18 protein-coding genes and 1 rRNA gene are annotated in these 19,603 nt (G+C 70.8%); 4 read left to right on the top strand and 15 right to left on the bottom strand.

Going from position 1 to position 19,603, the window contains the following annotated elements; translation table 11 throughout:
- Nucleotides 1-2: 2 nt before the first annotated feature.
- The gene (gene hemB / locus ACFT32_RS14440; protein ID WP_382488952.1) at nucleotides 3-1,001 is read right to left on the bottom strand and encodes a porphobilinogen synthase; all 999 of its coding nucleotides are present in this window, start codon (nucleotides 999-1,001) and stop codon (nucleotides 3-5) included.
- 334 nt (nucleotides 1,002-1,335) lie between these two features.
- Here hemB and ACFT32_RS14435 point away from each other — a divergent pair, with 334 nt between their 5' ends.
- Nucleotides 1,336-2,724: an FAD-binding oxidoreductase gene (locus tag ACFT32_RS14435; protein WP_382488950.1), complete on the top strand. Its 1,389-nt coding sequence runs from the start codon at nucleotides 1,336-1,338 to the stop codon at nucleotides 2,722-2,724.
- 164 nt (nucleotides 2,725-2,888) lie between these two features.
- Here the strand turns inward: ACFT32_RS14435 and ACFT32_RS14430 are convergent, their stop codons facing one another.
- The 5 genes from ACFT32_RS14430 to ACFT32_RS14410 all read right to left on the bottom strand — a co-directional run bounded on the left by ACFT32_RS14430 (nucleotide 2,889) and on the right by ACFT32_RS14410 (nucleotide 8,668).
- The gene (locus tag ACFT32_RS14430) at nucleotides 2,889-4,595 is read right to left on the bottom strand and encodes a uroporphyrinogen-III synthase (RefSeq protein ID WP_382488949.1); all 1,707 of its coding nucleotides are present in this window, start codon (nucleotides 4,593-4,595) and stop codon (nucleotides 2,889-2,891) included.
- Nucleotides 4,592-5,572 (bottom strand): hydroxymethylbilane synthase, encoded by a 981-nt coding sequence (gene hemC, locus ACFT32_RS14425; RefSeq protein WP_382488947.1) that lies wholly within the window; start codon nucleotides 5,570-5,572, stop codon nucleotides 4,592-4,594. Before hemC ends, ACFT32_RS14430 begins: the two co-directional genes overlap by 4 nt.
- Nucleotides 5,569-7,314: a glutamyl-tRNA reductase gene (locus tag ACFT32_RS14420; protein ID WP_382488946.1), complete on the bottom strand. Its 1,746-nt coding sequence runs from the start codon at nucleotides 7,312-7,314 to the stop codon at nucleotides 5,569-5,571. The genes hemC and ACFT32_RS14420 overlap by 4 nt, the downstream gene beginning before the upstream one ends.
- Nucleotides 7,311-8,075, bottom strand: coding sequence for a redox-sensing transcriptional repressor Rex (locus ACFT32_RS14415; protein WP_382488945.1), 765 nt, complete (start codon nucleotides 8,073-8,075; stop codon nucleotides 7,311-7,313). Before ACFT32_RS14415 ends, ACFT32_RS14420 begins: the two co-directional genes overlap by 4 nt.
- Before the next feature lie 314 nt (nucleotides 8,076-8,389).
- Entirely contained in the window at nucleotides 8,390-8,668 is a 279-nt protein-coding gene (locus tag ACFT32_RS14410; RefSeq protein ID WP_184558945.1) for a glutaredoxin family protein, read from the bottom strand.
- Nucleotides 8,669-8,815: 147 nt separating this feature from the next.
- Between ACFT32_RS14410 and ACFT32_RS14405 the strand changes: the two genes are divergently transcribed.
- The 3 genes from ACFT32_RS14405 (at nucleotide 8,816) to ACFT32_RS14395 (ending at nucleotide 12,333) form a co-directional block, all read left to right on the top strand.
- Nucleotides 8,816-9,733: an HAD family hydrolase gene (locus tag ACFT32_RS14405; protein WP_382488943.1), complete on the top strand. Its 918-nt coding sequence runs from the start codon at nucleotides 8,816-8,818 to the stop codon at nucleotides 9,731-9,733.
- Nucleotides 9,734-10,081: 348 nt separating this feature from the next.
- Nucleotides 10,082-10,852 (top strand): ECF subfamily RNA polymerase sigma factor, BldN family, encoded by a 771-nt coding sequence (locus ACFT32_RS14400; protein WP_382488942.1) that lies wholly within the window; start codon nucleotides 10,082-10,084, stop codon nucleotides 10,850-10,852.
- A gap of 236 nt (nucleotides 10,853-11,088) precedes the next feature.
- On the top strand, nucleotides 11,089-12,333 hold the full coding sequence (locus tag ACFT32_RS14395; RefSeq protein ID WP_382488940.1) for a DUF5667 domain-containing protein: 1,245 nt from the start codon (nucleotides 11,089-11,091) through the stop codon (nucleotides 12,331-12,333).
- 196 nt (nucleotides 12,334-12,529) lie between these two features.
- Here the strand turns inward: ACFT32_RS14395 and ACFT32_RS14390 are convergent, their stop codons facing one another.
- From ACFT32_RS14390 to rrf, 9 genes are all read right to left on the bottom strand, one after another.
- The gene (locus tag ACFT32_RS14390; RefSeq protein ID WP_382488938.1) at nucleotides 12,530-13,585 is read right to left on the bottom strand and encodes a lysophospholipid acyltransferase family protein; all 1,056 of its coding nucleotides are present in this window, start codon (nucleotides 13,583-13,585) and stop codon (nucleotides 12,530-12,532) included.
- 14 nt (nucleotides 13,586-13,599) lie between these two features.
- Nucleotides 13,600-14,661: an NAD-dependent epimerase/dehydratase family protein gene (locus ACFT32_RS14385; RefSeq protein WP_382488937.1), complete on the bottom strand. Its 1,062-nt coding sequence runs from the start codon at nucleotides 14,659-14,661 to the stop codon at nucleotides 13,600-13,602.
- 214 nt (nucleotides 14,662-14,875) lie between these two features.
- Complete coding sequence (locus tag ACFT32_RS14380) at nucleotides 14,876-14,974, bottom strand: 30S ribosomal protein bS22 (protein WP_003948845.1); 99 nt, start codon at nucleotides 14,972-14,974, stop codon at nucleotides 14,876-14,878.
- A gap of 154 nt (nucleotides 14,975-15,128) precedes the next feature.
- Nucleotides 15,129-15,341 carry a helix-turn-helix domain-containing protein gene (locus ACFT32_RS14375; RefSeq protein ID WP_004984898.1) on the bottom strand — a complete coding sequence of 71 codons (213 nt, stop codon included), beginning with the start codon at nucleotides 15,339-15,341 and terminating at the stop codon, nucleotides 15,129-15,131.
- A 129-nt stretch (nucleotides 15,342-15,470) separates the two neighbouring features.
- Nucleotides 15,471-16,286 (bottom strand): phosphatase, encoded by an 816-nt coding sequence (locus ACFT32_RS14370; RefSeq protein ID WP_382488935.1) that lies wholly within the window; start codon nucleotides 16,284-16,286, stop codon nucleotides 15,471-15,473.
- Between the two features lie 86 nt (nucleotides 16,287-16,372).
- Entirely contained in the window at nucleotides 16,373-17,548 is a 1,176-nt protein-coding gene (locus ACFT32_RS14365; protein ID WP_382488934.1) for an acetoin utilization protein AcuC, read from the bottom strand.
- A complete protein-coding gene (locus ACFT32_RS14360) occupies nucleotides 17,499-18,728 on the bottom strand; it encodes an MFS transporter (protein ID WP_382488932.1) in 1,230 nt (409 codons plus the stop codon). Before ACFT32_RS14360 ends, ACFT32_RS14365 begins: the two co-directional genes overlap by 50 nt.
- A gap of 75 nt (nucleotides 18,729-18,803) precedes the next feature.
- Entirely contained in the window at nucleotides 18,804-19,448 is a 645-nt protein-coding gene (locus tag ACFT32_RS14355; RefSeq protein ID WP_382488930.1) for an HAD family hydrolase, read from the bottom strand.
- A 62-nt stretch (nucleotides 19,449-19,510) separates the two neighbouring features.
- Nucleotides 19,511-19,603, bottom strand: a 5S ribosomal RNA gene (gene rrf / locus ACFT32_RS14350); the annotation flags it as partial.

The raw sequence follows: 19,603 nt of genomic DNA, 5'->3' as shown, positions 1-19,603 counted from the left end.
CCCTACTGCTCCTTGAGCTTCTGGGCCGCCTCGGTGGCCCAGTAGGTGAGGATGTTCCGCGCACCGGCCCGCCGGATGCCGGTCAGGGACTCCATGATCGCCCGGTCCCGGTCGATCCAGCCCTTCTCGGCGGCGGCCTCGATCATCGAGTACTCGCCGGAGATCTGGTACGCGGCGACGGGCACGTCCACGGCGTCCGAGACCCGGGCGAGGATGTCCAGGTAGGGCCCGGCCGGCTTGACCATCACCATGTCGGCGCCCTCCTCGAGATCGAGGGCCAGCTCCCGCAGGGAGTCACGCACATTGCCGGGGTCCTGCTGATAGGTCTTCCGGTCCCCCTGCAGGGACGAGCCGACGGCCTCCCGGAACGGCCCGTAGAACGCGGAGGCGTACTTGACGGTGTAGGCGAGGATGGCGACATCCTCCCGCCCGATCTGGTCGAGGGCGTCACGGACGACCCCGACCTGCCCGTCCATCATCCCGCTGGGGCCGACCACATGGGCCCCGGCGTCGGCCTGGACCTGGGCCATCTCGGCGTACCGCTCCAGGGTCGCGTCGTTGTCGACCCGCCCCTCGGAGTCCAGCACCCCGCAGTGCCCGTGGTCGGTGGTCTCGTCGAGGCACAGATCGGACATGACCAGCAGGTCGTCGCCGACCTCGGCCCGCACGTCCCGGAGGGCGACCTGCAGAATCCCGTCCGGGTCGGTCCCCGGCGTCCCGAGGGCGTCCTTCTTCGACTCCTCCGGCACGCCGAACAGCATGATCCCGGAGACCCCCGCCGCGACCGCCTCCGCGGCGGCCTTCTTCAGACTGTCCCGGGTGTGTTGCACGACCCCGGGCATGGCCCCGATCGGCACCGGCTCACTGACGCCCTCGCGCACAAAGGCCGGAAGAATGAAATCGGCGGGGTGCAGCCGGGTCTCGGCAACCATCCGACGCATGACGGGGTTACTCCGCAAACGCCGCGGCCGAGTACCGGGAAAAGATCCGTACGTCGTCATACCCCAACGCTACGCCCGCCCGAAACCTCCCGATGCCGACGCCCTGTCGGTCCTAGCTGCGGGCATGCGCGCCACCGCCGCTGCGGGCATGCGCGCCACCGCTGCGGGCATGCGTGCCGCTAGGGGCGGCACGGGTGGGCGCAGCGGCACCCCGCTCCGCCGGGCTGCGCACCCACCCGGCGCCAGCCCCAACACCGAGCACCGTCGAACACGGCCCACAATGCGCCCACCACCCCCCAGGTCCATCCTGAAACAGCAAGGACGAGGACCCCGACGGCCGGCCCCACCACCCCGCCGCCGCCGTCCCTCCGTACGCCCATCCACGGAGGACGCGATGACCGCCCCCCACCACACCCCCGACCTCTTCGCCCTGTCAGAACTGCACGGCCCGGTCCTACGCCCCGGCGACCCCGCCTACGCCGACGAAGTCACCGGCTTCAACCTGGCCTCCCTGCACACCCCCGACATCGTCATCGGCGCCACCGGCCCCGACGACATCGTCACCGCCATGCGCTGGGCGAAGGCCACCGAGACCCCCGTAGCCGTCCAGGCGACCGGCCACGGCGCCAACTTCCCCATCGAGCAGGGCCTGTTGATCAGCACCGCCCGCATGACCGACGTACGGGTCGACCCCACCACCCGCACGGCCACCATCGCCGCGGGCGCGAAGTGGAGCCATGTCATGGCCGCCGCCGCCCCGCACGGCCTGGCCGGCCTCTGCGGCACCTCCACGGACGCGGGTGTCGTCGGCTACACCCTCGGCGGTGGACTCCCGGTCCTCGGCCGTGCCTACGGCTACGCCGCCGACCTGGTCCGCTCCTTCCAGGTCGTCACCCCGGACGGACACCTGCGCGAGACGGACCCCCGGCACGAACCGGAACTGTTCTGGGCCCTGCGCGGCGGCAAGGGCAATGTCGGCGTCGTCACCTCACTCGTGACCGACCTGCTCCCCCTGACCCGCCTCTACGGCGGCGGCATCTACTGCCCCGGCGAACACACCGCGGCCCTGCTCCGGACCTGGACGGACTGGACCCGCACCGTCCCGGACGAGATGTGCAGCATGTTCTCGATCCTGCGCCTGCCGCCCATCCCCCAGATCCCGGAGCCCCTGCGCGGCGGCTTCTGGGCCCGGGTCGCGATCGCCTGGCCCGGCGACACGGCCGAGGGCGAGGCCCTGATCGCCCCACTCCGCGCAGCGGCCCCCGTGGCCGTCGACACGGTCGAGGAAATGGACTACACGGCCCTGGACCGCATCCACATGGAACCCCAGGACCCGCTCCCGGCACGGGAGTGCTGCATGCTGCTGCGCGAACTGTCGCCCGACGCCATCAGCACGCTCCTGGAGCAGGTCGGCCCGGCGGCCGGCGCCGACCACCCGCTTCTGGTCGCCTCGCTGCGGCACATGGGCGGCGCGATGGCCCGCCCGTCCGCCGTCGAGGACGCCGTCTGCTCCCGCGACGCCCGGTACTTCCTCGAATCGGTCGGCATCCTGGCCGCCCCACCCGCCGCCGAGGCCCTCGAACAGGCGACGGCACAGCTCTACACCGCGATGGCCCCCTACGGCACCGGCCGCACCATGGTCAACATCCACGGCACCCCGGGCGACGAACAGGACATCGCCCGCGCCTGGACCCCGGAGGTCTACGACCGCCTGCGCCACGACAAGGCCACCTACGACCCGGCGAACCTACTGCGCTACGGCCACGCGGTAACACCCGCATAGCCACACCCGCTGAGCTGCGGACATGCGTTCCGCTAGGGGCGGCACGGGTGGGCGGTGGGGGTCCCCCCGCTCGAGCGAAGCCGAGAGTGGGGGAGGCGCCCCGCCACGCCGGGCTGCGAACCCACCCGCCCCCAGCCCCAACGCCGAGCACCACCGAGCCCGCCTCAGGTCGTAGACCGCCTCCGCCGAGCCCCCGGCCGCCGCTCACTAGGCCGAGTCACCGCATCCCCGGCCTCCACAGCGGCAGCCCTCCGCTTCGCGCCGAAGTCGGCCAGCGCCTCGGCCAGCTTGTGCACGGACGGCTCGGGCGCCATCACGTCCACCCGGAGCCCGTGCTCCTCGGCGGTCTTCGCCGTGGCCGGGCCGATACACGCGATCACGGTCACGTTGTGCGGCTTGCCGGCGATACCGACCAGGTTCCGCACGGTCGACGACGACGTGAACAGCACGGCGTCGAACCCGCCGCCCTTGATCGCCTCGCGCGTCTCCGCCGGCGGCGGCGAGGCCCGCACGGTCCGGTAGGCCGTGACGTCGTCGACCTCCCAGCCCAGCTCGATCAGCCCGGCGACCAGCGTCTCCGTGGCGATGTCGGCACGCGGCAGGAACACCCGGTCGATCGGGTCGAAGACCGGGTCGTACGGCGGCCAGTCCTCCAGCAGACCGGCGGCGCTCTGCTCCCCGCTCGGCACCAGGTCCGGCTTCACACCAAAGGCGATCAGCGCCTTGGCCGTCTGCTCGCCCACCGCCGCGACCTTGATCCCGGCGAAGGCCCGGGCGTCGAGCCCGTACTCCTCGAACTTCTCCCGCACGGCCTTGACCGCGTTCACCGAGGTGAAGGCGATCCACTCGTAGCGGCCCGTCACCAGCCCCTTGACCGCACGCTCCATCTGCTGGGGCGTGCGCGGCGGCTCGACAGCGATGGTCGGCACCTCGTGCGGCACGGCCCCGTACGACCGCAGCTGGTCGGAGAGCGACGCCGCCTGCTCCTTCGTGCGCGGCACGAGCACCTTCCAGCCGAACATCGGCTTGGACTCGAACCACGCGAGCTGGTCGCGCTGGGCGGCGGCGGAACGCTCACCGACCACGGCTATCACCGGCCGCCCGCCGTCCGGCGAGGGCAGCACCTTGGCCTGCTTCAGCGTCTGCGCGATCGTGCCGAGCGTGGCGGTCCAGGTCCGCTGCCGGGTGGTCGTACCGGCGACGGTGACCGTCATCGGGGTGTCCGGCTTGCGGCCCGCGGAGACCAGCTCGCCGGCCGCCGCGGCGACGGAGTCCAGCGTGGTGGACACGACCACCGTGCCGTCCGACGCCCCGACCTCCGTCCAGCACCGGTCCGACGCCGTCCGGGCGTCCACGAACCGCACGTCCGCGCCCTGCGCGTCCCGCAGCGGCACACCGGCGTACGCGGGGACACCGACGGCGCTCGCGATACCGGGGACGACCTCGAAGGGCACCCCGGCGGCGGCGCACGCCAGCATCTCCTCGGCGGCGTACGTGTCGAGGCCCGGGTCACCGGACACCGCACGCACGACCCGCCTGCCGCCCCGCGCGGCCTCCATGACAAGATGTGCGGCATCCCGCACCGCGGGGACTGCCGCGGTGGTTGACGTGCCGTCAACTACCGTCAGCTGGGGCGTTCCTGCGCCCGGAGCCGGATCCTGGGAAGGATCCGAATCCGTGTGCACCTCGGAGACGCCCTGCCTGGCGTGCTGACGTACGACGTCGAGCACCTCGTGCTCGGCGACGAGAACGTCCGCGCTCGCCAGCGCCTCTACGGCGCGCAGAGTTAGCAGTCCCGGATCTCCGGGTCCGGCACCCAGGAAGGTGACGTGCCCGTGTTCAGGACCGGCGGAAAGGGTGGTGGGGCTCAATGTGCTCGCTCCCCCATCAGACCGGCCGCGCCCTGGGCGAGCATCTCGGCCGCGAGTTCGCGACCGAGCGCCATTGCCCCGTCGTGCGTCTCGGGCACGGGACCGGTGGTGGACAGCTGCACCATGCGCGTGCCGTCGGTCGTACCGACGACGGCGCGCAGGCGCATTTCCTTGACAATCTGCCCGTCGGCCAGCAAGTCGGCCAAAGCGCCCACGGGAGCGCTGCAGCCGGCCTCCAGGGCGGCGAGCAGTGACCGCTCGGCCGTCACGGCGACCCGTGTGAACGGGTCGTCGAGTTCGGCGAGCGCGGCGACGAGGTCCGCATTGCCTGCGGCACACTCGATCGCTAGTGCCCCCTGGCCGGGGGCGGGCAAAACCGTGTCGACCGACAGGAAGTCGGTCACCTCGTCACCGCGGCCGATCCGGTTCAGTCCGGCGGCGGCCAGCACGACGGCGTCGAGCTCACCGCCCCGGACGTATCCGATCCGGGTGTCGACGTTGCCGCGGATCGGGACCGTGGCTATGTCCAGTCCGTGGCCGCGCGCGTACGAGTTGAGCTGGGCCATGCGGCGCGGCGCACCCGTTCCGATGCGGGAACCGCTCGGCAGGTCGGTGAACTTCAGCGCGTCCCGGGCGACGATCACGTCCCGCGGGTCCTCCCGCACGGGGACGGCCGCCACGACCAGGTCGTCGGGCTGCGCGGTCGGCAGGTCCTTCAGCGAGTGCACCGCGAAGTCGACCTCGCCCTTGAGCAGCGCGTCGCGCAGGGCGGTGACGAACACGCCGGTGCCGCCGATCTGGGCGAGCTGCTCGCGGGAGGTGTCGCCGTACGTGGTGATCTCGACGAGCTCCACGGGCCGCCCGGTCACCCGGGTCACGGCCTCGGCCACCTGCCCGGACTGGGCCATGGCGAGCCTGCTCCGGCGGGTACCGAGCCGTAGTGCCCCTGCTTCATTCACTCGCCGCGTGTCGTTCATGCCGACCCTCGGTTCTTCTCGGTAGTGCTGTCCTCGGCGCGGGAGACGGCGGCCACCGTCTCGGGGTCGAGGTCGAACAGGGTCCGCAGCGCGTCCGCGTACCCGGCGCCGCCGGGCTCGGCCGCGAGCTGCTTGACCCGTACGGTCGGCGCGTGCAGCAGTTTGTCGACCACGCGCCGCACGGTCTGGGTGATCTCCGCGCGGTGCTTGTCGTCGAGGCCGGGCAGCCGGCCGTCGAGCCGGGCGATCTCGCCCGCCACGACATCGGCGGCCATGGTGCGCAGGGCGACCACGGTCGGCGTGATGTGCGCGGCCCGCAGTGCCGCCCCGAATGCGGCGACCTCGTCGGAGACGATACGCCGGACCTGGTCCACATCGGCAGCCATCGGAGCGCCCGCGGAGGCCTCCGCCAGCGACTCGATGTCCACCAGCCGCACCCCGGCCAGCCGGTGCACGGCCGCGTCTATGTCGCGCGGCATCGCCAGATCCAGCAGGAAGAGCACGGGCTGCGGCCGCGGCGGCTCCTCGACCGGCTCGGGCCGGCGCCGCTCGGGGATCCGCCCGACGGTGGCCACGGTCGCCGCGAGCGCGGCGATGGCGTCGGCGTCCGGGGCGGGGTCGAGCGGGTCGGCCGTCCCCGGCCTGGCCGCCGTCCGCTGGGCGCCGCCCACCACTCCGTTGTCCACCCACGCCGCGTGCTGTTCGAGATCGGCGGCGGCCATCCCGGCCACGGCCGCCTCGCCCAGCACGGAGAACCCGGCGGTGCCCTGCACCGAGGTCAGGTCCAGCGGACAGCCGTCCTCGTTGCCGAGGCTGGTGGCCGGCAGATTGCCCCGCTGGCCGTCCGGCCCCGCCGCGCGGTCAGGACCCTCGCCGTCGGTCTCGTCCCACCGCACGGCCGTACGGCCCTGCGCGGCGTCGGCGACGGCCTCCGCGGTCAGGACGAGGCCGGTCGCGCCGGTACAGGAGACGGCGACGTCGGCACGTGTCAGCTCGGCCGGCACCGATTCCATCGGGACCGCGCGGGCCGCCACGTCCGTGTCGTCGCCCTCCATCAGGATCTGGGCGAGGCGCTCGGCACGGTCGAAGGTCCGGTTGGCGACGACGACCTCGGCGACACCGGCACGCGCGAGCGTCGCCGCTGCCAGGGAGGACATCGATCCGGCCCCGATGACCAGGGCCTTCTTGCCCCGGGCCCACTCCTGTATGTCACCGCCCCGCGCCAGCTGCTCCAGGCCGAAGGTGACCAGGGACTGCCCCGCGCGGTCGATGCCGGTCTCGGAGTGGGCGCGCTTGCCGACCCGCAGGGCCTGCTGGAACAGGTCGTTCAGCAGGCGGCCCGCGGAGTGCAGGTCCTGTGCCCGGGCCAGGGAGTCCTTGATCTGGCCGAGGATCTGTCCCTCGCCGACGACCATCGAGTCCAGCCCGCAGGCCACCGAGAACAGATGGTGGACGGCCCGGTCCTCGTAGTGCACGTAGAGATAGGGGGTGAGCTCCTCGAGGCCGACCCCGCTGTGCTGGGCGAGCAGCGTGGACAGCTCGGCGACACCGGCGTGGAACTTGTCCACGTCGGCGTAGAGCTCGATGCGGTTGCAGGTCGCGAGCACCGCGGCCTCGGTGGCCGGCTCGGCGGCGACCGTGTCCTGGAGCAGCTTGACCTGCGCGTCCGCGTTCAGCGAGGCCCGCTCCAGGACGCTGACCGGGGCGCTGCGGTGGCTGAGTCCGACGACGAGGAGGCTCATGCCGGCATCACGGCGGGCATGTCCCCGTCAGGCCCCTGGTCGGCGGACTCGTTGCGCGCGGCGGCGGCCGGGGCGCCCCCGTCGGAGGCGGCGGCCTCCTCGCCGGCCTTGCGCTGCTCGTGGAAGGCGAGGATCTGCAGCTCGATGGAGAGATCGACCTTGCGCACGTCGACCCCGTCCGGGACGGACAGCACGGTCGGCGCGAAGTTCAGGATGGAGGTGACACCGGCGGCCACGAGCCGCTCGCAGACGGCCTGGGCGGCACCGGCGGGGGTGGCGATGACACCGATCGACACGCCGTTGTCCTGGATGATCTTCTCCAGGTCGTCGGAGTGCTGCACGGGGATCCCGGCGACGGGCTTGCCCGCCATGGCCGGGTCCGCGTCGATGAGCGCGGCGACCCGGAAACCGCGGGAGGCGAAACCGCCGTAGTTGGCGAGCGCGGCGCCGAGGTTACCGATACCGACGATCACAACCGGCCAGTCCTGGGTGAGGCCCAGTTCGCGGGAGATCTGGTAGACGAGATACTCGACGTCGTAGCCCACACCCCGGGTCCCGTAGGAGCCGAGGTAGGAGAAGTCCTTGCGCAGCTTCGCGGAGTTGACCCCCGCGGCGGCCGCGAGCTCCTCGGAGGAGACCGTGGGTACCGAGCGCTCCGACAGCGCGGTCAGAGCGCGGAGATACAGCGGAAGCCGGGCGACGGTGGCCTCGGGAATCCCTCGGCTGCGGGTCGCCGGTCGGTGAGTTCGGCCAGTTGCCACGGTGCTCCTGCGGGTAGAGCGGGGCTGTAGGCGGTCATACGTCCCTACATGACCGCCCCGTCGAAAGCAGGCTATGTCTTTGTGAACGCGTGCACAAAGATGGTGTCCGATTTGCCCGCCCAACGTGACCGGGCTCACGCGCCCCCGGCGCACTCCCGGGGAACCGGCGCACAAGCACCGTCGTTCCTTCGCTTCTGGGGGCAAAACCGCACACTCTCCTCTGTGTATCCCGCCCCCGAGACCAGCCACCGTCGATCCTAAGCGACCTGACCGACCGCTTTGTACTGCTCGGTCAGTCGCTCCAGCGGCCGGACTCAGTCGGTCAGGGCCTTGCGCAGGCGTCCCTCGTTCACGCGCCAGAACGTGTGCTGCCTGCCGTCCACCAGCACGACAGGGATCTGCTCCCAGTACTGGTCGTGCAGTTCCCGATCCTCGGTGATGTCCTTCTGCTCCCAGGGGACTCCCAGATCACCGCACACCTTCTCCACAACGACCTGTGCGTCATCACACAGATGACAGCCGGGCTTGCGGATCAGGGTGACGAGCCGGTCCCGAGGGGGCGTACGGCGAAAGAGGGGACTCATGTCAGCCATTGTCTCGCGCCCGGGACACGCCGACCCCGTCCTCCGCATCCTCCCGCCCTCCCCGAGCGGCATCTTTAACGACACGCTCGCCGAGAGTTCACAGGCTCCAAACCTCTCGACTCCGGAACCCCCGAACAAACTGGCTATGCTCACGCCATGGCCGCTCTCGGATGGCTCACTCCCCGTAGGCGCTCCGCCACGGCGCGGAGCGTTTTGGCAGGCGAGGCCTCGGCGGAGGCAGCCCGCAAATCCACGCAGGAAGCTTCCGGCACGACCGAGGAGCCGCAGTTCCCGGTTCACGGCGACGACCAGGCCGCCGCCTTCTTCGACCTGGACAACACCGTCATGCAGGGCGCCGCGCTCTTCCACTTCGGGCGGGGCCTGTACAAGCGGAAGTTCTTCGAGACCCGCGACCTCGCGAAGTTCGCCTGGCAGCAGGCGTGGTTCCGGCTGGCCGGCGTCGAGGACCCCGAGCACATGCAGGAGGCCCGCGACTCCGCCCTGTCGATCGTCAAGGGCCACCGCGTCGCCGAACTCCAGTCGATCGGCGAGGAGATCTACGACGAGTACATGGCCGAGCGCATCTGGCCCGGCACCCGCGCCCTCGCCGAGGCCCACCTGGACGCGGGCCAGAGGGTGTGGCTGGTGACGGCGGCCCCCGTCGAGATCGCCCAGGTCATCGCCCGCCGCCTGGGCCTGACCGGCGCCCTGGGCACGGTCGCCGAGTCGGTCGACGGCGTCTACACGGGCAAGCTCGTCGGCGAACCGCTGCACGGCCCCGCGAAGGCCGAGGCGGTCCGCGCGCTGGCCGCCGCGGAGGGCCTGGACCTGACCCGCTGCGCCGCCTACAGCGACTCGCACAACGACATCCCGATGCTGTCCCTGGTCGGCCACCCCTACGCCATCAACCCGGACTCCAAGCTGCGCAGGCACGCCCGCCGGCTCGACTGGCGCCTGCGCGACTACCGCACGGGCCGCAAGGCGGCCAAGGTCGGCATCCCCGCGGCGGCCGGCGTGGGAGCCGTGGCCGGCGGCACGGCGGCGGCGATCGCCCTGCACCGCCGTCGGCGCTGACGAACGATCAATCCGGGACACCATCGTTTGCGGGATGACAACGCCCGTAAATCCAACTGGCGTACCCCCAAAACCTCGTGTCCAGTCCTCTTGGCTGCACACGGCCACAACACGCCCTGGACTCAGCCGCAATCCGAACCCATCCGGTCAACAACCGTTCACAATTCGGCACTTGATGCGGCGTCAATCGGTTACGGAAGCGACGTAATCGATGATTTGAGCAACTCGGTGTAGCAGAGCCTGTACGAAGCGTTATTCTCCTCAGACGCAAACCGGTACCCCTCCGTCGCTACGACGGGTGAAAGGTCCCGCACTGTACGTGATGGAAGCTCTGCCTCTGGGAGTCCCGTGTACCCACACGTCGGGGTTGACGCCTCGGGCCTGGCTACGCTGCGCGCAACGGTCCTCGACCTGCTGCGTGGCCTCGTCCCCACCGCGTTCACCGTCCCCGCATTCGCCACCGCCGCACCCGTAGGCCCTTGCTACGCACTGGCCGACGGCAGCGCCGCGGTCGGCAGACGAGGGCGCCCGTCCGGCGGGGCCACCACCCGACGGCCCGCGGCGGACAGCGACAGCGCCCGCATGATGGACCTCGTGGAGCGCGCCCAGGCCGGCGAGGCCGACGCCTTCGGCCGTCTCTACGACCAGTACAGCGACACCGTGTACCGGTACATCTACTACCGGGTCGGAGGAAAGGCGACCGCCGAGGACCTCACGAGCGAGACCTTTCTGCGGGCCCTGCGCCGCATCGGCACGTTCACCTGGCAGGGCCGCGACTTCGGCGCCTGGCTGGTCACGATCGCCCGCAACCTCGTCGCGGACCACTTCAAGTCCAGCCGCTTCCGCCTCGAGGTCACCACCGGCGAGATGCTCGACGCCAACGAGGTCGAGCGCTCCCCGGAGGACTCCGTCCTGGAGTCCCTCTCCAACGCCGCCCTGCTCGACGCCGTACGGCGGCTCAACCCCCAGCAGCAGGAGTGCGTGACACTCCGCTTCCTCCAGGGCCTCTCCGTCGCGGAGACCGCCCGCGTGATGGGCAAGAACGAGGGCGCCATCAAGACCCTCCAGTACCGGGCCGTCCGCACCCTCGCCCGGCTCCTCCCGGAAGACGCCCGCTGACCGGACCGCACGCTCGGCGACACCCAACTCACTTTCCGTGACGGTTCGTTGGCTTCGGCATCCGATCAGCCGGGGTCCGTAACCCAAGTGCCGCGCCGCTCGTTGTGCGGGATGCAGGCTCCCTGTGGTCACCCCCTGGCCGACCCCGATCACTCGATCGTGTGGTCGCGGTCAGGGTGTGCAACCCTCAGGACCCCCTGGGGAGTCGACCGTCATGACGAGAGGAGGTGCCGCCTGTGATCGCGAACGTATCGGCACACCGGCGGGCGAACGCCTTCGCCCAGGCCCTGGAGGACCAGTCCGAGGAGGGCACGGCGGCCGAGCAGTCCGAAGGTCCGGCACCAGCGCCGCCACCCGCGGAACAGACCGAATCGGCACGCCTGACGGCGATCGCCTCCGGTCTCGACGCGCTGCCCAAGCCGGAGCTCGACCCGGAGGTCAAGGTCGTCCAGCGGGCCCAGCTGGTGGCCGCGTTCGAGGCCATGCTCCAGGAGGGCACCGCGGGAGGCGGGGCGACGGACCGAGCGGTCCCCGGACAGCGCTCCCGTGGCGCCCACCGCGCCGGCTCACTGAAGAAGTTCCGTCCGCGGACGCGGCTCGCCAAGGGCCTCACCGCGGGCGGACTGAGCGTCGGCGTGGCCGCGAGCGCCTTCGGCGGAGTCTCCGCCGCCAGCTCCGACGCCCTGCCCGGCGACTCGCTCTACGGCCTCAAGCGCGGCATCGAGGACGTCAAACTCGGCCTCGCCGACAGCGCCGACGAGCGCGGCCGGGTCTACCTCGACCACGCCTCCACCCGGCTCAGCGAAGCCCGCCGGCTCATGGAGCGCGGCCGCAGCGGCCCTCTGGACCACGAGTCCGTCGGCGAGATCCGCCGCGCCCTGTCGGGCATGCGGCACGACGCGTCGGAAGGCCACCGGCTGCTGAGCGAGGCGTACGAGCACGACCCGGACTCCCTGGGCCCCATGCAGGCCCTGTCGGCGTTCTCCCGCTCCCACCGCGAGGCCTGGGGCGAACTGCGCGAGAGGCTCCCCGTCCAGCTCGGTGACGTCAGTGACCAGGTGTCGTCGGTCTTCGACGCCATAGAGGAGGACGTCGCCCCGCTGCGCTCCCTGCTCCCCGAGCCCTCTGCCGGGAACGGCGGCACCGGCAAGCACCGGGGCGCCTCCGAGGAGGCCTCTACCGGCTCCTCCGCCACCGACCGGTCGGCCCAGCCCGGCAAGAGCGGCGGCAGGCACACCGACAAGGGCGGCACCAGCGGTGGCAGCGGCAGCCCCAGCCGCTCGGCCGGCTCCGGCAGCGACAGCGACGGCCTGCTCGGCGGCAACACCGGCGGTCTGCTCGACCCGCCGAAGGAGAGCGAGGCGAGCACCTCACCGTCGGCGGACGGCAGCGCACCCGTCCCCAAGCCGGACGTCACACTCCCGCCGCTCCTGCCCGGCCTGCTGCCCGGCCTGGGCATCGACGGCGAGGACGCACGCTAGACGACGCTGGGCGCCCCCCTGCGGGGCGCCCAGCGTCGTAGGCGAATCATCAGAAGAAGACCGACCGCCGCTGCACCAGCAGCTTGGCCCCTCCTGTCTGCTGTCCTCGCACTGCTCCGCAGGCTTCGGACAGCTGCGCCAGACTCCGTCCGGCGGCTCCGAGCGACCGGCGCCCCATCGTCGTACTTGGGCAGGCTCAGAAGAAGACCGACCGCCGCTGCACCAGCAGCTTGTACAGCGTGTGCTGGATCTGCTCCCTGACCTGATCGGTCAGGTTGAACATCAGCATCGGGTCCTCGGCCGCCTCCGGCGGATAGCCGTCCGTCGGGATCGGCTCACCGAACTGGATCGTCCACTTGGTCGGCAGCGGAATCGCGCCGAGCGGCCCGAGCCACGGGAACGTGGGCGTGACCGGGAAGTACGGAAAGCCCAGCAGCCGGGCGACCGTCTTGGCGTTGCCGATCATCGGGTAGATCTCCTCGGCCCCGACGATCGAGCAGGGGACGATCGGCGTCCCGGCGCGCAGGGCCGTCGAGACGAACCCCCCGCGGCCGAAGCGCTGCAGCTTGTACCGGTCCGCGAAGGGCTTGCCGAGGCCCTTGAAGCCCTCCGGCATCACCCCGACCAGTTCGCCCTGCTCCAGCAGCCGTGACGCGTCCTCGGCACAGGCCAGGGTGTGGCCGAGCTTGCGGGCCAGTTCGTTGACCACCGGCAGCATGAACACCAGGTCGGCCGCGAGCAGACGCAGATGCCGTCCCGCCGGATGGTTGTCGTGCACGGCGACCTGCATCATCAGGCCGTCCATCGGCAGCGTGCCCGAGTGGTTGGCGACAATCAGGGCGCCGCCCTCGGACGGGATGTTCTCGATGCCCTTCACCTCGACCCGGAAGTACTTGTCGTACAGCGGGCGCAGCAGGGACATCAGGACCTGGTCGGTGAGCTCCTCGTCGTAGCCGAAGTCGTCGACCTCGTAGTCCCCGGTGAGGCGGCGGCGCAGGAAGGCCAGGCCGCCCGCGATCCGCCGTTCCAGACCGCCGTCACCGTCCCGGGACCGCTCCGGCGGCTGTTCCTCAGAAGTCACAGGAACATCATCCTGCGGAACAGCCCTGGTGGGCAGGGGCTGCACCTCACCGACCGGCGCCGACTCCGTGCCCGAGCGGCGGTTCCCCGCGCTCCGGCGCCGCTGGGGGCGCTGCACGGCGCTTCCGCGGGACCGGTCGTCGTCGAACGGAATGACCTTGGCATCCGCCATCGTTGATGCGCTCCTCAGTTGGCGCTCTGCGTCGGGGGGTGGCCGTCGCCCGCGAGGGGCAGTGCGGCGATCCGGTCGACGGCCCCCGCTAGGGCCTCCGGCGGAAGAAGTCCGGGACCTTGGCTGCGGGCGAAGTCCGCGAACGTTTCCGCGGTCGTGTACTTGGGCTGGAATCCCAGCGTTTCTCGCATCTGGCCCGTCGCCACGACCCGGCCGTGGGTGAGCAGCCGGATCTGCTCGGGCGAGAAGTCCGTCATCCCCAGCGTACGCACCAGAGAGCCGGCCCAGGTGACGGCCGGGAGCGGCAGCGGCGCGGTGGGGCGCCCGAGGCGCCGGGAGCACTGGGAGAGCAGCAGGACACCGTCGCCGGCGATGTTGAAGGTGCCGCTGTTGAGCGTGCCCCGCCTGGGCTCGTGGGAGGCGATCCGCAGCACCTCGATCACATCGTCCTCGTGCACGAACTGCAGCCTGGGGTCGTAGCCGAACACGGTCGGCAGGACCGGCAGCGCGAAGTACGAGGCGAGCGGGGTGTCCGCGGTCGGGCCGAGGATGTTGGCGAACCGCGGCACGCACACGGCCACATCGGGCCGGCGGCGCGCGAAGCCGCGGACATAGCCCTCGACCTCCACCGTGTCCTTGGCGAAGCCGCCACTGGGCAGGGACTTGGGCGGGGTCGTCTCGGTGAAGACGGCCGGGTCGCGGGGCGCGGAACCGTAGACATTGGTGCTGGACTTCACGACCAGCCGCTGCACGGTCGGGGACTTCTGACAGGCACCGAGCAGCTGCATGGTGCCGATGACGTTGGTCTCCTTCAGGGAGGCCCGGTTGCCGCTGCCCAGCGGAGTGCCCGTCACGTCCAGGTGGACGATCGTGTCGGCGGCCGTCTCGGCGAGCACCCGCGCGATCGTGGGCTGCCGGATGTCCGCCTGGATGAAGTCCGCGCCGCCCAGATGGTGCTCGGGCGGCACCGCGTCCACGGCGATCACCCGCTCCACCTCGGGGTCACGCTGGATCCGCCTCACGAACCGGCCCCCCAGCTGGCGGGCCACTCCGGTCACGAGCACGACCTTGCCCAAGATCAGCGCCTTCCTTCCACAGCCTCTTGTCCCCGCCGCGTTCCCCCGTGGGGCCAACTTAGCGGTTCGGTGTTGCGCTGTGATGACCGCCCGATGCGCGAAGTGACGGGAACACCGACGGGAAGCAGCCGGACGAACCTGGCGATACACGTGTGGCCCCCCACCGTTGAGTGGGGGGCCACAACGACGCTCTCGCGGCGTCGGCGTCGCGAACTTACTTCTTGTTGCGACGCTGAACGCGCGTGCGCTTGAGCAGCTTGCGGTGCTTCTTCTTGGCCATCCGCTTGCGCCGCTTCTTGATAACAGAGCCCACGACTACCCTCGCTCACTTCTCATCACTCGGTGCTGGGCGCCATGGGCCCATACGACCTACGAGGGGCTAGCCTACCCGCCCGAGCGCTGAGGTCGTAATCGAGGAGGCCAGGGTGATCCCGAGTGCCCTGTGAGGGATCACCCCGCCCCAGCCGTCAGGCGGTTTCCACCCCCACGTAGCTCTCGCGAAGGTACTCGTGAACCGCTTGCTCCGGGACGCGGAAAGACCGCCCCACACGGATCGCGGGCAGATGACCGCTGTGCACCAACCGGTACACGGTCATCTTCGACACTCGCATCACCGAGGCGACTTCCGCCACGGTAAGGAACTGAACCTCGTTCAGAGGCCTCTCGCCAGCTGCAGCCATGACACACCTGAACCTTCCGCACTCGACGGCCACCGGCTTCCCCTTCCGGTGACTCTTCGTCGCTGCGTGCTCACTCCCCAATGTAGGGGCCAGTGATGCGAGTGGGGAAGAGGTGCACCCATCAACGGCCTACTGTGACAGACACGCCCGATTGAGTACGTAGCGGGTAAGCGGCAGGTAGTAATCAGACCGCACGCCGTCATCAAGTGGAACGACGACGGACACGGACCCCTCCGCCTGCCCGACGAACGGGGCGGGATCGTCCGTATCGGCCGGCCCGATGGCCTCGAACCCCAGCTGACCTGCTCCGCAGACCCACCCGTGGTCCCCGATCACCAGCTCGGGAAGGGGCCCGCCGGCCTCCGCCGCGGCGGCCAGCACGGTACGAACCGGGAGAGGTGAGTGCGTATGTGCGCCGGGCTCACAACCGGGGCGTTCCGTCCCGGACGCCCGCACCAGCGCGACTCCCCGTACGTAGTCGAGGTTGTACGTACGTAGGCCGAACCGGGTCGTTATGTCGACACAGCGACCCTGCGCGGGGGTGAGAACCGCACACCCCGCCGCCGACAGCGCGTCTGCCAGAGCGGCGTAGAAACCGAGCAGCCGGTGCGGGTGTCCGGTACCGAGAAGCACCGGAGCACCCCGCTGGGCGGCATCGGCGAGACGGTCCGCGAAGGCGTCCAGCGCGGCCACGGTCCGCTGCGGATCGATCACATCCTGGCCGGAAGTCCGCCGAGAATCGGCCGAAACCCCGCACCGGTCCGCCATCAGCTCGGTCAACTCCCGCTGCTTCCAAGCCCCTTCGGGATCGATACCGAGCAGCACACGAGGGTCCCGGGCAGCGAAGAGCCGGTAGCTGCGCAGGCTCTCCTCACGCGATGTGGCCACGGTACCGGCGAGGCGTGCACCCACCAGGTGCGTACGCAGAACTTCGGGGGTCAGCACAAGAAGATCGTCCGCGACCAGGCCATCACCTGTCCCGGGAACCCTCGAACACCGCACGGTCGGCCTACCGGCCTACCAAGGGCGTCTCACCCCGGCAGCAGCCCCCGCAGCGGGAACACCGCCCGCCGGGCCGCCAGCACCGCCTGGTCCAGCCGGTCCGCCGGGTCGTACCCCGCCTCCCAGCCGGTCCACTCCACCGGCCAGCGCCCGTCCGTCATCCGCGCCGGGGCCAACTGCCGCGTCCGCGCGAACACTTCCTGCCGCCACCCCTCGGGGATCACCGCCTCGGGCTCCACCTCCCGGTGCGCCGCGATCGCGACCAGATGCGTCCACGACCTCGGTACGACGTCCACCACCGCGTAACCGCCCCCGCCCAGGGCGACCCACCGCCCCTCGGCGTACTCGTGCGCCAGGTCGTGACAGGCCACCTGCACCGCCCGCTGCGCGTCCAGCGACACGGCCAGATGCGCGAGCGGATCCTCGAAGTGCGTGTCGGCCCCGTGCTGTGTCACCAGCACCTGCGGCCGGAAATCGGCGATCAGCTCCGGCACCACGGAATGGAACGCCCGCAGCCACCCGGCGTCCCCGGTCCCGGCCGGCAGCGCCACGTTCACCGCCGAGCCCTCCGCGGAGTCCGCCCCGGTCTCCTCCGGCCACCCGGTCTGCGGGAACAGCGTTCGGGGATGCTCGTGCAGCGAGATCGTCAGCACCCGCGGGTCGTCCCAGAACGCCGCCTGCACCCCGTCCCCGTGATGCACGTCGACATCGATGTAGGCGACCCGCTCGGCCCCGAGCTCCAGCAGCCGGGCGATCGCCAGCGACGCGTCGTTGTAGATGCAGAACCCGGACGCACCGCCCGGCATCGCGTGATGCAGCCCGCCCGCGAAGTTCACCGCGTGCGACGTCTCGCCACGCCACACGGCCTCCGCCGCCCCCACCGACTGCCCGGCGATCAGCGACGACACCTCGTGCATCCCCGCGAAGGCCGGATCATCCATCGTTCCCAGCCCGTACGACTGATCCGCCGCCCCGGGCTCCGCCGACGCCGCCTTCACCGCCTCGATGTAGTCCTCCCGGTGGACGAGCCGCAGCGTCGACTCCCCGGCCGCCTTCGCGGCGACCACCTCCACCTCACGGTCCAGCCCGAAGGCGCCGACCAGTCCCCGGGTCAGCGCGAGCCGGACCGGGTCCATCGGATGCCCGGGACCGAAGTCATAGCCCGTTACTGCCTCGTCCCACATCAGCTGTGCGCGGCCGCTCATGACCGCCACCGTATCGGTCCGGTTGAGCGGCGAACGACCGGGCGTACACGAGCGTCACCAGCACCAACACCATCGGCACAAGCATGGCCCCGCGATAGCTCCACAGATCCCCGAGCGCACCCACCAACGGCGAACCGATCAAGAACCCCACATAGTTGAAGACATTCAGCCGCGCCACGGCCGCATCAGACGCCCCGGGGAACAACCTGCCGGCCGCCGCGAACGTCTGCGGCACCAGCACACACAACCCCACCCCCAGCAACGTGAACCCCAGCATCCCGACCCACGCCCCGGGCGCCGCGGCCACCACGGCGAATCCGCCCGCCGCGACCAGCGCCCCGGCCCGCACGACCGCGACCGCCCCGAACCGCCGCACCCCGAAGTCCCCCAGCGCCCGCCCCACCAGCGTGGTGACCATGTACACGTTGTACGGCACCGTCGCCATCTGCTCCGAGCTGCCGAGCACATCCTGCAGATACTTCGCGCTCCAGTTGGAGACCGTCGAGTCCCCGATGTACGCGACGGTCATCACCAGACACAGCGGCAGCAGCAACTTGAACGCCAGGGCCTGCCCCTCGCCCGCCTTCTCCTCCACCCCGGACCCCGCCACCGGCCCCGCACCACCGCCGTCGACGTACCACCGGCTCCCCACCAGCACAGCCGGCAACAGCACCACCACGACCGGCAGATACGACACCCACAACGCCAGATCCCAGTGCGCCCCCACCCACGCCAGGGAGGCCCCGACGATCCCGCCCAGGCTGTAGGCCGCGTGAAAACTGAGCATGATGCTGCGCCCGTACGACCGCTGCAGGCTCACCCCGAGCATGTTCATCGACGCGTCCAGCACCCCGACGGCGAGCCCGAACGCCGCGAGGGCGACTCCCAGCTCCACCATCCGCTCCCCGGCCCCGACCCCGAGCAGCGCCAGCAGCACCACGGGCTGGGACCACCGCAGCAGCCGGCTCGGCGGCACCCGCTTCACCAGCCGCTCGGTGCTGACGCTCCCGACCCCGGCGAGGATCGGCACGGCGGCCAGAAAGGCGGGCAGCAGTGCGTCGGAAACCCCGTACCGGTCCTGGATGGCCGGGATCCGCGTCACGAGCAGAGCGAAGGCGACCCCCTGCACCAAGAAGCTGAACGCCAACGAGCCCCTGCCGCGCCGCAGCACATCAGTCATGGCGGCGAGCGTAGGGCCCCGGCTTACCCGTGGGTAGATCCAGCCAAAGATGAATTTGCCTCATCTTCCACGGGCTCACACCAGCAGATCGGCCAGCTCCCCCATGTCGGAGAAGAGCCGGGTGGCACCGGCGAGCTTCTCCGCCGGGGTCATGGCGGTGAACCCGTACACGTCCATCCCGGCCGCGACCGCCGCCTGTACTCCCAACGGACTGTCCTCGACGACGACACACCGCTCCGGCCCGACCCCCATCCGCTCGGCGGCATACAGGAACAGATCGGGAGCCGGCTTGCCCCGCCCGACGTCCTGGGAGCTGAAGATCCGCTCCTCGTCGAACCACTGACTGAGCCCCGTCGTCCGATGCCCCACCCGAATCCGCTCATGACTCCCGGACGAGGCCACGCAGTACGGCACCCCGTCCGCGGCGAGCTTCTCCAGGACGCCGGAGACCCCGGCCACAGCGACGAGTTCCTGCTCGAACGCCGCGAACACCCGCGTGTGAAAGACATCGTCGAAGCTCTCCGGCAACCGCTGGCCCGTCCGTTCGAGAACCAGCTCATGAATCCGGTGCATCGCCGACCCCATGTAGTCCCGAATGGACTCCTCGTAAGAGGTCGGGTGCCCGAGCTCGGTGAGATACGCGGCCAGCAGCCGGTTGGAGATGGGCTCACTGTCGACGAGAACACCGTCATTGTCGAAGATGACGAGATCGTAGTTCATATCCACGACCCTAAACGCAGAAAACCCCCGCATCCGAAGATGCGGGGGTTTTCTCAATATTTGTTCGGCGGCGTCCTACTCTCCCACAGGGTCCCCCCTGCAGTACCATCGGCGCTGAAAGGCTTAGCTTCCGGGTTCGGAATGTAACCGGGCGT

Source organism: Streptomyces sp. NPDC057002, from assembly GCF_042673825.1.
In the GTDB taxonomy this organism is placed as follows: Bacteria; Actinomycetota; Actinomycetes; order Streptomycetales; family Streptomycetaceae; genus Streptomyces.
The sequence above is the reverse complement of the archived record's forward strand: the minus strand, read 5'-3'. Positions and strand labels throughout refer to the sequence as shown.

Excerpts from the sequence above, each read along its gene's own strand:
- hemB (WP_382488952.1), bottom strand. The coding sequence starts at position 1,001 with ATGACGACGTACGGATCTTTTCCCGGTACTCGGCCGCGGCGTTTGCGG.
- ACFT32_RS14435 (WP_382488950.1), top strand. The coding sequence starts at position 1,336 with ATGACCGCCCCCCACCACACCCCCGACCTCTTCGCCCTGTCAGAACTG.
- hemC (WP_382488947.1), bottom strand. The coding sequence starts at position 5,572 with ATGAACGACACGCGGCGAGTGAATGAAGCAGGGGCACTACGGCTCGGT.
- ACFT32_RS14420 (WP_382488946.1), bottom strand. The coding sequence starts at position 7,314 with ATGAGCCTCCTCGTCGTCGGACTCAGCCACCGCAGCGCCCCGGTCAGC.
- ACFT32_RS14410 (WP_184558945.1), bottom strand. The coding sequence starts at position 8,668 with ATGGCTGACATGAGTCCCCTCTTTCGCCGTACGCCCCCTCGGGACCGG.
- ACFT32_RS14405 (WP_382488943.1), top strand. The coding sequence starts at position 8,816 with ATGGCCGCTCTCGGATGGCTCACTCCCCGTAGGCGCTCCGCCACGGCG.
- ACFT32_RS14390 (WP_382488938.1), bottom strand. The coding sequence starts at position 13,585 with ATGGCGGATGCCAAGGTCATTCCGTTCGACGACGACCGGTCCCGCGGA.
- ACFT32_RS14375 (WP_004984898.1), bottom strand. The coding sequence starts at position 15,341 with ATGGCTGCAGCTGGCGAGAGGCCTCTGAACGAGGTTCAGTTCCTTACC.
- ACFT32_RS14365 (WP_382488934.1), bottom strand. The coding sequence starts at position 17,548 with ATGAGCGGCCGCGCACAGCTGATGTGGGACGAGGCAGTAACGGGCTAT.
- ACFT32_RS14360 (WP_382488932.1), bottom strand. The coding sequence starts at position 18,728 with ATGACTGATGTGCTGCGGCGCGGCAGGGGCTCGTTGGCGTTCAGCTTC.
- ACFT32_RS14355 (WP_382488930.1), bottom strand. The coding sequence starts at position 19,448 with ATGAACTACGATCTCGTCATCTTCGACAATGACGGTGTTCTCGTCGAC.